At 64.2% G+C, this 11,505-nt stretch carries 10 protein-coding genes and 1 tRNA gene; 4 read left to right on the top strand and 7 right to left on the bottom strand.

The features are described from left to right. Positions 1 to 440 precede the first annotated feature (440 nt). The 3 genes from AB4Z00_RS23030 to AB4Z00_RS23020 all read right to left on the bottom strand — a co-directional run bounded on the left by AB4Z00_RS23030 (position 441) and on the right by AB4Z00_RS23020 (position 2,742). Positions 441 to 1,814, bottom strand: a complete 1,374-nt coding sequence (locus tag AB4Z00_RS23030; RefSeq protein ID WP_442047365.1) for a tyrosine-type recombinase/integrase — start codon at positions 1,812 to 1,814, stop codon at positions 441 to 443. Positions 1,815 to 2,015: 201 nt separating this feature from the next. Further along, positions 2,016 to 2,092: transfer RNA gene (locus AB4Z00_RS23025), tRNA-Met, on the bottom strand. Between the two features lie 107 nt (positions 2,093 to 2,199). Then, positions 2,200 to 2,742, bottom strand: a complete 543-nt coding sequence (locus AB4Z00_RS23020) for a 2'-5' RNA ligase family protein (RefSeq protein WP_442047364.1) — start codon at positions 2,740 to 2,742, stop codon at positions 2,200 to 2,202. A 107-nt stretch (positions 2,743 to 2,849) separates the two neighbouring features. On the opposite strand from AB4Z00_RS23020, the gene AB4Z00_RS23015 reads away from it, so the two are divergent. Next, positions 2,850 to 3,260: a sugar transporter gene (locus tag AB4Z00_RS23015; RefSeq protein ID WP_132263548.1), complete on the top strand. Its 411-nt coding sequence runs from the start codon at positions 2,850 to 2,852 to the stop codon at positions 3,258 to 3,260. A gap of 11 nt (positions 3,261 to 3,271) precedes the next feature. On the opposite strand, the gene mltG is transcribed toward AB4Z00_RS23015, so the two are convergent. The 4 genes from mltG to aspS all read right to left on the bottom strand — a co-directional run bounded on the left by mltG (position 3,272) and on the right by aspS (position 7,966). Next, entirely contained in the window at positions 3,272 to 4,246 is a 975-nt protein-coding gene (gene mltG, locus AB4Z00_RS23010) for an endolytic transglycosylase MltG (protein WP_442047363.1), read from the bottom strand. Positions 4,247 to 4,265: 19 nt separating this feature from the next. Next, the gene (gene fabF, locus AB4Z00_RS23005; RefSeq protein ID WP_132263552.1) at positions 4,266 to 5,525 is read right to left on the bottom strand and encodes a beta-ketoacyl-ACP synthase II; all 1,260 of its coding nucleotides are present in this window, start codon (positions 5,523 to 5,525) and stop codon (positions 4,266 to 4,268) included. Between the two features lie 186 nt (positions 5,526 to 5,711). Next, positions 5,712 to 5,948, bottom strand: a complete 237-nt coding sequence (locus AB4Z00_RS23000) for an acyl carrier protein (RefSeq protein WP_007013838.1) — start codon at positions 5,946 to 5,948, stop codon at positions 5,712 to 5,714. Between the two features lie 233 nt (positions 5,949 to 6,181). Then, positions 6,182 to 7,966 (bottom strand): aspartate--tRNA ligase, encoded by a 1,785-nt coding sequence (aspS, locus tag AB4Z00_RS22995; RefSeq protein ID WP_442047371.1) that lies wholly within the window; start codon positions 7,964 to 7,966, stop codon positions 6,182 to 6,184. 224 nt (positions 7,967 to 8,190) lie between these two features. Here aspS and AB4Z00_RS22990 point away from each other — a divergent pair, with 224 nt between their 5' ends. The 3 genes from AB4Z00_RS22990 (at position 8,191) to AB4Z00_RS22980 (ending at position 11,484) form a co-directional block, all read left to right on the top strand. Continuing rightward, complete coding sequence (locus AB4Z00_RS22990; protein WP_442047362.1) at positions 8,191 to 9,156, top strand: hypothetical protein; 966 nt, start codon at positions 8,191 to 8,193, stop codon at positions 9,154 to 9,156. 81 nt (positions 9,157 to 9,237) lie between these two features. Beyond that, positions 9,238 to 10,461: a ribonuclease D gene (gene rnd / locus AB4Z00_RS22985; RefSeq protein WP_134095414.1), complete on the top strand. Its 1,224-nt coding sequence runs from the start codon at positions 9,238 to 9,240 to the stop codon at positions 10,459 to 10,461. 126 nt (positions 10,462 to 10,587) lie between these two features. Further along, positions 10,588 to 11,484, top strand: a complete 897-nt coding sequence (locus AB4Z00_RS22980) for a hydrogen peroxide-inducible genes activator (protein WP_132263558.1) — start codon at positions 10,588 to 10,590, stop codon at positions 11,482 to 11,484. Positions 11,485 to 11,505: the final 21 nt, after the last annotated feature.

Genomic DNA, 11,505 nt, shown 5'->3' with positions numbered 1-11,505 from the left:
TTCTCTACCAGCGAACGCAAGTGCATCATCGGATCGGTCATCGTGATTCCTTCCGTCAGGTTTGAGCTTCACAACCCAAACCTACCCGAAAATCACGGTGACCACCTCAGCCTTCAGCTACACCACGTCCTGGGACACGATCTCCTCGGGCAAACTGCGGGTCCTCAAAATATTCATTCTCCGCAGCACTAACGAGATTGTTCTAGCCCGTCGACAGCGACCTTCTATCGTCGAGCGGGCGCCCGGGCGAACTATCAGATCACGTATCAGTTCGAAACGAAAAGCTTCCGCTCCGCTTCTGAGGACCGCAAATGAGAGGCTGAGCGTCCGAAATGGGTCGAAACTTGCTGCTCCTAAGTATGCCCCGCAAACAACGAATTTGTTCCTCAAGCCGAACGATTCACAGTTCTCGTTCGAGTATGAGCGTTTTCATATGAAGCTCAATTCTCGCCGGAACGTGCACGTGCCGGGAACTTGATGATGTTGTCCCGGTTTTCCACGTCCTGCTGGACGAGCCGCAAATCGCCTCGCCGCTCTTGGCTACGTGGCCGTCGCTCATGGACGTCGGAAATGTCATTCCGGTCCACGCCGGAAGAGACCGAACCATCTTTCTCCGGGCAACCGCAGGCATCGACGTAGTTACCCCAGTCCTGAAGCATCCGACTTCTTTGAGTAAGATGCTGGGCGCTGTTGTAGGCGGCTCGAACGGTGTCATCCTCCGCGTGCGCCAGAGCCAACTCGATCCAGTCCGATCGATAGTTCTGGGATTCGTTCGCCCAGGTCGAGCCCAAGGCCCGGAAACCGTGGATGGTTTGCTTGCTGCGATATCCCATTCGATAGCACCCGTAGAGCATCGTGTTCTCGGACATTGCGATCCCGGCTCGGTCTCCAGGGAAGATGAACCCGCCGGGTGTCGCCTTCGCCAGCTCCTTTCGCCGCCTGAGGATCAGGACGGCCTGAGATGACAGCGGCACCAAATGCTCGCGCCTTTTCTTCATCCGCTCGGCGGGCACTCTCCACACCGGCTGCCTGCCATCCAGATCCTCGATCTCGCTCCAGACCGCAAAGCGAACTTCACCAGTGCGGGCCCAGGTCAGCAGGGTGAACATCATGGCGTCGCGGGTTCGATCACGCCTTCTGCTTCCATCTTCGCCGTCGTAGCCGGCGATGGAACGAACGAGGTCAGGCACTTCATGGAGCGACACCCGCGCCATGTGCTTCACTCGCGGCCGAGGCTTGAGGGCACCTAAGAGGTGGACGGTCGGATTCTCGCGCGCCCAGCCGTTTGCGATCGCGAATCGATAGACCTGGCTCACGCACTGGTTGGCGCGCCGGCTGATATCGAGAGCCCCCCTCGCCTCGATCTTTCTGATCATGGCCAAAATCTCTGCCACGGCTACCTCAGTGAGGGGACGGTGGCCGATCACAGGAAAGACATCGCTTTCCATCCGGCTCAGTACCCGTCTGGCGTGAGCGGCATTTAAACTGTCCGAACGATTGGCGTGCCACGCACGGGCCGCCTTCTCAAAGGTGCGCTCCGCAACCTCCTGCTCCTCGGCCAGTACCACCCCTGGATCTCGGCCCTCGGCAAGGCAGACCCTCGCCTCGTCGCGCTTGGTCCGCGCCGCGGCGAGCGGAACGTCGGGGTATTTTCCGAAGCTCAGGAGCTTTTCCTTCGCTGCGAATCGGTACTTCATCCGCCACAACTTCGAGCCGTTCGGTTGCACATAAAGATGCAATCCGCCGCCGTCCGTCAGCTTGTATGCGCGGCTCCGGATCGCTGCGTATTTAACTTCAAGTTCCTTGAGAGCCATCTGGGGGTATCGCCTGTTGGGGGTGCCGGGCAAAAATACCCCCAATTCCACCCCCAATTCAAATCGACGTGAGCGGTCCCGCATGGACGCGAACGGACGTCAGCGCACCTATGCGGCCGCTGTAAGTAGCTGATTTTATTTTGAAAAAAGGCGTTTCCGGATGTCTGCGGACAAAGCTGGACTACCGCTCAAAAGCGGGATTGGTAGCGGAGGAGGGACTCGAACCCCCGACACGCGGATTATGATTCCGCTGCTCTAACCAGCTGAGCTACTCCGCCAAACCAGGGCCGCCACGTGGGGGCCAGATCCGGTGCCTCGCATTGCTGCTGGGCAGGCCGCGTCCTCTAGGGGTAAGGTTTCCATCGGTCAACACCCAAAAATGCTTTTAGCCGCGAAAAGCTATCGAGCGGATCGGGCGCCACAATCCGTCCTCCCAGGCATGGACGCCGAAGCCTCGGAAACGGAAGGTTACCGGGCGCAAGCGCGGCTCCAGATCGGCCTGGAGCGCGCGGGCGGCGGCTGGTTCCACCTTGTTCTGGATCGTGATGTGAAGCCGCAGCGGCCGACTGTCCTGATCGGTGAGCAGCCCGTACATGCGCTCGGCGATCTGGGCATGCAATTCGACCATCTCAGGCGATTCGATGGCGATCGCCGTGCCGCCGCCCAGCTTCATCACGCCGGCGATCTGCGCTTGCGGCCTGCTTGCGCGGGCGAGCGTCCCGAGGACCTGCAACAATTCGGGCTCCACGCGCGGCGGAAGCGCATGGAACAGAGTGACGTGGGCGCGAAGGCGGTTCCGTTCGGCAGGATAGTGCGCGCGGCGCAGGCCGTCCGCCCAGTCCAGAACATCGGCAGGCAGTTCCGCCGTGACGAGCAGCGGCGCATTCGGCTTGCGCTCCGGCGGCAGGACCTCACCCTCGCGGTTCATGCAGTCTGCTCCTTCATTGCCGCGCCCTCCCCCGCCGTAACGGTTGTCAGGGCCTTGGCGCCAAGGCAAAATCGCCCATTCACCGTCCTGCGCGAAAGGAAGCGGGCATGAGAAAGTTCCGGGTCATCGCCGTTCTCATACTCTTGTGGAATCTTCTGGGCGATGCCGCCTATCTCATGCAGGCGACCGCCAATCTCGACGAGATTGCGCTGCGCGATCCGGTGCAGGCGCAGGCCTTTCGCGCAATGCCCGGCTGGGTCTGGGCAGCTTACGCCGTTGCCGTGTCGAGCGGCACCATCGGCGCGATCGTCCTGCTGATGCGGCGCGGCTGGGCCTGGGCGCTCTTCGCGCTGTCGCTTGTCGCCGTGGTGATCCAGTTCGGCTGGACCTTCCTCGGCTTCCACCTGCTCGGTGCGAAGGGACCGTCCTCCGCCGTGTTTCCACTGCTGATCGTGGCGGTCGCCCTCGCTTCGACGGTCTACGCCCGCCGCAAGCGCGCGGACGGGACGCTGAAGTAGCGCCCGCGCCGTCAGATCTCGCCGCGCGCCCGGCGGATCGCGAACCACTTCTTCACGTTCTCGTTGTGCTCCGAAAGGGTCGCAGCGAAAACGTGCCCGCCGGTACCGTCCGCCACCATGTAGAGGGCGTCGGTCTTCGCCGGATTGAGCACGGCGGCGATCGATTCGCGGCCGGGATTGGTGATGGGATGCTTGGGCAGACCGGCCATCGTGTAGGTGTTGTAGTCGTTGACCGCGCGGATTTCCGACTGGCGGATGCGGCGGCCTAGCGGCTTGCCCTTGGTGATCGGATAGATGATCGTCGGGTCGGCCTGAAGCGGCATGCCGATGCGCAGGCGGTTGGAGTAGAGCCCCGCCACCATGCCGCGTTCAGACGGCTTGCCGGTTTCCTTCTCAACGATGGAGGCCAGGATCAGCGCCTGTTCCGGCGTTTTGACGACCAGACCGGACGCGCGTTTGGCCCAAAGCTCTGCCAGGGTCTTCGTCATGGCCCCTTGCATGCGCCGCAGCAGGGCCGCGCGCGGTTCGCCATTTTCGTAGGCATAACTGTCGGACAGGACGGACCCCTCGTTCGGCGTCGAAACGTCGCCGCTGAGGTGCTCCTGCGCGTTCAGGCGCTCGTAGACCATGATCGAGGGCATGCCCTCGGGCACCATCACGAAGCGGCGGACCATGTCGTCGCTGGAAATGATCGCCAGCACGCGCGAAGCACTGGCATGGGCGGGAATGGCGAACTCGCCCGCCTTGATGCCGCTGCCGCCGCCGAAGACGCGGGCACGCAGCGTGAAGCCGCGCGCGCTGCGGATCACGCCCTGCTTTTCCATCCGTTCCGCCACGGCCGAGAGGCTGGCCCCGGCCGGAACGAGGAAATGCTGGTCCTTCTTGAGCGGTCCGGATCCGTACCAGCCTCCCACGAAGGACCACAGGGCGATCGCCGCCACCAGGCCGATGGCCGCGACGAGTATCCAGTTGCGCCGCGACATCATCGCCTTCAGTCCTTCTCGATCAGTCGATCTTGCGCATCACCAGGCTGGCATTGGTGCCGCCGAAGCCGAACGAATTGTTCAGCACGGCGCGCACTTCGCGCTTCTTGGCGACGTGCGGCACCAGGTCGACGCCTTCGCAGCCCTCGTCCGGATTGTCGAGATTGAGCGTGGGCGGCACGATCTGGTCGCGCAGCGCCAGGATGCAGAAGATCGATTCCACCGCACCGGCACCGCCGAGCAAGTGGCCGATGGCCGACTTAGTCGAGCTCATCGAAACGCCGCCGATGTCATCGCCGAACAGGCGGCGCACGGCGCCGAGTTCGATGGTGTCGGCCATCGTCGAAGTGCCGTGGGCGTTGATGTAGTCGATGTCGGCCGGGGTCATGCCCGCCTTCTTCAGCGCCATCGCCATCGAGCGATAGGCACCGTCGCCAGTGGGCTCCGGCGCGGTGACGTGGAAGGCATCGCCCGAAAGCCCGTAGCCGATCACTTCGCAGTAGATCTTGGCGCCGCGCGCCTTGGCATGCTCGTACTCTTCCAGCACGAGGACGCCCGCGCCCTCGCCCATGACGAAGCCGTCACGATCCTTGTCGTAAGGGCGGCTCGCCTGTTCGGGGCGGTCGTTGTAGCTGCTGTTGAGCGCACGGGCCTGTGCGAAACCGGCAATGCCGATCGGGCAAACGGTGGATTCGGCGCCGCCCGCCAGCATGATGTCGGCATCGCCGTCCTTGATCATGCGCGCGGCGTCGCCGATCGAGTGCGCGCCGGTGGAGCAGGCGGTGACGACCGCGTGGTTCGGGCCCTTGAGGCCGTACTTGATCGAGACCTGGCCCGAGATCAGGTTGATGAGGCGGCCGTGCACGAAGTGCGGCGATACACGGCCCGGGCCCTTTTCGGCCAGCACCAGCGATTCGCTTTCGATGCCCGGCAACCCGCCGATGCCCGAACCGATCGAGCAGCCGGCCATGAGCTTGTCTTCCTCGCTCATGTCGGTGAGGCCGGCGTCTTCCAGCGCCTGGCCCGCGGCGTCGATGCCGTAGACGATGAAAGGATCGACCTGGCGCTGGACCTTGTGGTCGACGCGCTTGTTGGCGTCGAAACCATATTCGTGGTCGGCCGGCTTCACCTCGCAGGCGATCTGGCACTTCTGGTCCGAGGCATCGAAGCGGGTGATCGGCCCTGCCCCGCTCTTGCTCGCAAGGATGTTGGCCCAGGCGGTCTCCACGTCGGCCCCGAGCGGGGTGACAAGACCAAGTCCAGTGACGACAACACGACGCATTCATGCTCTCCGAAAAAGCAATTTGGCCGAAAATGCGGCCGGTGCAAACCAGCCTGCAGAAACGGCAACAGGCCCGCCCCCTTAGAGGTCGAGCCTGTCGAGTTCAATCCGGTTATGAACCGGGATCACAGCCGCCCGCGCGCCGGCACCTGGCCGGCCTGCGCGAGAGTAGCCGAAAAGCCGGGCTCAGCCCTTGTTCTCTTCGATGTACTTGATGGCATCCGAGACGGTGCTGATCTTCTCGGCAGCATCGTCGGGGATTTCGACGCCGAATTCTTCTTCGAACGCCATGACCAGCTCGACGATGTCGAGCGAGTCAGCGCCCAGATCGTCGATGAAGCTTGCTTCTTCCGTCACCTTGTCGGCTTCGACGCCCAGGTGTTCGACGACGATCTTCTTAACCCGATCGGCGGTATCGCTCATTGAATAAACCCCTTCAAAAATTCGCGAGGTGTGAAATCTCGCCTGCCGCCCTAATGACTGGGGGCCGCGCTGGCAAGCCTCGCACGCAAGTTAGGATCACGACGTACAAGCGTCATGGCCCGATTTATCCACGACGCGTCCCTGTTTCCAGATTGTTTCCCGAAAACGGGGCTGCATCGTGACGGTTGAGGCGGCGGAGCAAGCCCCGCCGCCATGCAAAAATTCGAACGAACTCAGCTCTTCTGCGGTTCCACGACACGCATGTGCAGTTCGCGCAGCTGCCTGGATTCGGCCGGGCTCGGCGCGCCCATCAGCAGGTCTTCGGCGCGCTGGTTCATCGGGAACAGCGTGATTTCACGCAAGTTCTGCGCCCCGCAGAGCAGCATCACGATGCGGTCCACGCCGGCCGCCATGCCGCCGTGCGGCGGCGCGCCGTACTGGAAGGCGCGGTAGAGGCCGCCGAAGCGATCTTCCACGTCCTGCTTGGTCAGGCCCACCATTTCGAAGGCCTTGACCATCAGTTCGGGCGACTGGTTGCGGATCGAACCCGATGCGATTTCGTAGCCGTTGCAGACGAGGTCGTACTGGAACGCCTTGATCGTCAGCGGATCCTGGCCGTCCAGCGCTTCCATGCCGCCTTGCGGCATCGAGAACGGGTTGTGCGCGAAATCGACCTTCTTGTTGTCCTCGTCCCATTCGAAGAACGGGAAGTCGACGATCCAGCACAGCTCGAAGCGGTCCTTGTCGATCAGGTCGAGCTGCTCGCCGGTACGGATGCGGGCGAGACCGGCCAGCTTGGCAGCCTGCTCTTCCTTGCCGGCGGCGAAGAACACGCCATCGTTCGGGCCGAGACCCAGCGCTGCGATCAGCGCGGCGGTCTTTTCCTCGCCGTGGTTCTTGGCGATCGGGCCTCCGGGGACGCCGTCCTTGATGTTGATGTAGCCAAGGCCCGAATAGCCCTCGCCGCGTGCCCAGACGTTCATCTCGTCGAAGAACTTGCGGCTGCCGGCGCCGGCGCCCGGAGCCGGGATCGCGCGGATCACGCCGCCGTTCGCGACGATGCCGGCGAAGATGCCGAAGCCCGATTCGACGAAGTGCTCGGTCACGTCCTTGATGATCAGCGGGTTGCGCAGGTCGGGCTTGTCCGAACCGTAGTCCAGCATCGACTGGGCATGCGGAATGCGGCGGAATTCACCCGCGGGCGTCACCGGCTTGCCCTCTGCGAAGTCGGCGAAGACGCTCTGGAGCACCGGCTCCATGGTTTCCCAGACTTCTTCCTGGGTCACGAAGCTCATTTCGAGATCGAGCTGGTAGAATTCGCCCGGCAGGCGGTCTGCGCGCGGATCCTCGTCGCGGAAGCAGGGTGCGATCTGGAAGTAGCGGTCGAAACCGGCGACCATCAGCAGCTGCTTGTACTGCTGCGGCGCCTGCGGCAGCGCGTAGAACTTGCCGGGATGGATGCGGCTCGGCACCAGGAAGTCGCGCGCGCCTTCGGGGCTGGAAGCGGTGAGGATCGGCGTCGAATATTCGGTGAAGCCGATGCCTTCCATCTTGCGGCGCATGTCCGAGATGACCTTGGTGCGCTTGACGATGTTGGCGTGCAGCGTGTCGCGGCGCAGATCGAGGAAGCGATAGCGCAGGCGGATATCCTCGGGATATTCCTGCTCGCCGGCCACCGGCATCGGCAGCTCCTCGGCGCGGCTGATCACCGTGGCGGAACGGGCGTAGACCTCGATCGCGCCGGTCGCGAGGTTGGCGTTCACCGTGGATTCGGTGCGGGCCTTCACCACGCCCTCGATCGTCACGACCGATTCGACGCGCAGCGAATCGAGCAGTTCCAGCGCCGCGCTGTCGGTATCGGCCACCACCTGGGTCATGCCGTAGTGGTCGCGCAGGTCGACGAAGAGAACGCCGCCGTGATCGCGCTTGCGATGCACCCAGCCCGAGAGGCGAACGGTCTGGCCGACCTCGGCAGCGGTCAGGGCGCCGCAGGTGTGGGAGCGATAGGGATGAGTCATGGCGGGCTCGCGCTTCTTCTGATCGGAATTGAGTTGCAAGCCGAGGCCCCTAGTCGAGTGGCGCGGCGATTTCCAGAAGAGATCGGACCGTCATGCGCGTCCAGCGCCAGGTGGCTTGTGGAATCCTCGTGGATTCCCGTTCCTATCTCTCGACCAGGCGCGCGGGCGCTAACCTGAAATAAACCATTGCGGGTCCATACCCATCGGCAAAACGGGTCTTGCCGATGGATCACATGGACAATGCGCAGGCTTCGGGCACCGTCACGATCGACGGTATTCCGGAGAATCAGTTCCGCACCGCGATCGAGGCCATGCTCCGCGAGGGCCGGGCCGACGAAGCCGCGCGCCGCCTCAAGGACGAACTCGTCTTTCTCTGCGGCGAAGGCCTCCCCCTGCCCGCGCGTTTCCGGTTCATCGCTGCGCAGGACGTTTCCGTCAGCGGCTGGGCGCGCCTGATCGAGCGGATCGGCGAACTCGACCGGCCCGGAGACCCGATCACCGCGATCGGCATCGACATCTGCCAGGGACCGACCGAAACCGGGCGGCCCTTCTACGAAACCGCTTTCTATACCGACCGCGCCTGGCCCTTCTCTCGCGCCGGGCGAATCGACCTGGCAGCGGCCTGCGGGGCCGACAGCCCGGCGTGGCAGGGCGCTGCGGAAGACAATGGCGATACGCTGAATGTCACCGGCCTGGAGGACCTTCATGCCGTGATCGCCGCGATAGGCAAACTCTGCGAAAGCGGCATGGCCACCATCGAGGAGCAGCGTGCCTGCATCGTCGGGGCCTGCCATCTCGCGGTGCTGACTCATCAGGCCATCCGTGACGCGGCCATGGCCGAGGGCCTGCCGCGGCCCATGGCCCTCCTCGTCGGCAGCGACGGCGGCTATCCGGGCTTCGAGGCAGCGGCGCTCGCCGCCGCCGAAGGACCGCCCCGCAACGCGCCTCCCGCCGCGCCGTCCGAGCCGGCGAAAGACGCCCAGCGCCCCGCCGAACAGGCCGCGGCGATTCCCGGCGACAATTCCGAAGCCTGGCCCGAAGCCTGGCACCTGCCGCCGCCGGGCCTGCACGTCACCGGCACGCAGCTTCGCCGCCGGCTGGTGACCCAGGAAAGCATCGCCGAACTCGACGCAGAGGCGAGTCCGAGCCTCCTGAACAGGGTTTTCGGAGGCCTGTGGCGCAAGAAATAGGCAATTTCGTCATTTGTCGGAGAATTTGACGGGCTGGAAACATTGATCCCCCGCCCTGTTCGCGTTACCGCCACGGTCGAAATGAAAATCCACCCTCTGATAACGAAGACCGAAGACCTCGCCGCGCTGTGCGAACGCCTTGCGAAATCCGATTTCGTGGCGGTCGACACCGAGTTCATGCGCGAGAACACCTATTGGCCGGAACTCTGCCTCGTGCAGATCGCCAATACCGAGGAAGCGGCCGCGATCGATCCTATGGCAGTTGGGCTCGACATGACGCCCCTGCTCGACCTGCTGACCGACAACGAGGAGGTCCTGAAGGTCTTCCACGCCGGCGGGCAGGACGTGGAAATCATCTACAACGCTACCGGCCGCACGCCCCATCCGATCTTCGATACGCAGATCGCGATGATGGCGATCAGCCAGTCCGAGCAGATCGGCTATTCGAACCTGGTCGAATCGTGGATGGGCCTCACCATCGACAAGGGCGCCCGCTTCACCGACTGGTCGCGCCGCCCGCTGACCGAGCGGCAGATCGAATATGCGATCGGCGACGTTACCCACCTCTCCAAGATCTTCCCCAAGATCCTCAAGCGCCTGATGAAGACCGGGCGCGGCGAATGGCTCGACCAGGAAATGGAAAAGCTCGCCGATCCGGAGCACTACCGCAACGATCCCGCCCAGGCGTGGAAGCGGATCAAGGCCGCCGGCCGCAACCCGACGATGCTCGGCCGCCTCAAGGCCATTGCCGAGTGGCGCGAGCACGAAGCGCAGGGCAAGAACATCCCGCGCGGCCGTATCGCCCGTGACGAAACGCTGGCCGACATCGCCAGCCACCCGCCCAAGCAGCAGTCCGACCTCGCCAAAGTGCGCGGCCTTTCGCAGGGCTGGAAAGACAACGACATCGGCAAGCGCCTGATGAACACCATCGCCAAGGCCGAGCCGCTGCCCGATGACGAATTGCCCCCGCGCACACCCAAGGGCGCGCCGCTCGGCAAGGAAGGTGCGCTCGTCGCTGACCTGCTCAAGCTGCTGCTCAAGATCCGCGCCCGCGAGATCGACGTTGCCGCCCGCCTGCTGGCCCGCAGCGAGGATCTCGAACTGCTGGCCGCCGGCGTGCGCAAGAAACTGCCGATTCTCGAAGGCTGGCGCTACGGCGTGTTCGGCCGCGATGCGCTGGACCTCGTAGAAGGCAAGCTCGCGTTCGCCGTCGAGAACGGCAAGCTCAAGATGACCCGCGTCGAGGACGAACCGACGGACGAGGCCTCCGATGAGCCTTCGGACGCCGCCGCAACGGAAGAATAAGGCACGGCAGAAGTCCATCGTCCCGGACCCGATCCGGGACGATGCGCCTTTCCGCCTTCTTCCGGAAGCGCATTCAACAAAAGCAAACGCTTGGCGAACCTGCCGCGTTCATGCGATAGCCGGCGCGTGACCGTATACCAGCCCACGCTCAAGCAGCTCCAGTACCTCGTCGCCCTGCACGAACACGGGCATTTCGGCCGTGCCGCCGATGCCTGCTTCGTCTCGCAATCGACTCTGTCCGCGGGCCTGCGCGATCTCGAAGCGCTGCTGGGGGTCACTCTGGTGGAGCGCACCAAGCGCGCGGTGCGCTTCACGCCGCTCGGCAATGCCGTGGTGGCCAAGGCGCACCGCATCCTGCGTGAGACCGAAGAACTCTCCGACCTCGTCCAGTCCAGCGGCAAGCCGCTCTCCGGCGAAGTGCGCATGAGCGTGATCCCCACGATCGCGCCGTTCCTGCTGCCCCGCATGCTCCCGCGCCTGCGCCGCGAGCGCCCGAACCTCAAGCTGTTCCTGCGCGAGGAGCCCAGCCAGGCCGCCATCGAATCGCTGCACCACGGCCGCGCCGACTGCGTGCTCCTGGCGCTGCCCTATGCCACCGGCGAGGTCGAGAAGGAGACCATCGAACTCGACGCCTTCTTCGTCGCCTTCCCCAACGACGATCCGCGCAATCCGCCGGCCGAAGTCGGCCCCGAGGTGATCGACGAGCACCGCCTGCTGCTGCTGGAAGACGGCCACTGCCTCAAGGACCATGCACTTGCGGCCTGCAACCGCCCGGAACTGCGCGCTTCGGCAACGATGATCGGCACCTCGCTCCATACGCTGGTGCAGATGGTCGACAACGGCCTGGGGCTGACGATGCTGCCGGAAATGGCGATCGATGCCGGCATTCTGAACGGCACCAACGTCGTGGCCCGCCCGCTGCTCTCCCCCAACGCCAACCGGGAGATCGCGCTGGTCTGGCGCAAGAACTCGCCCCGGGCCGAGGAATTCCGTTTGCTCGCGGATGAGTTGCGCGCCGGATAAGCCGCGCGCCCGGTCCCGGGC

Source organism: Novosphingobium sp. YAF33, assembly GCF_052113265.1.
In the GTDB taxonomy this organism is placed as follows: domain Bacteria; phylum Pseudomonadota; class Alphaproteobacteria; order Sphingomonadales; family Sphingomonadaceae; genus Novosphingobium.
This window is presented reverse-complemented; position numbering and strand designations above follow the sequence as displayed.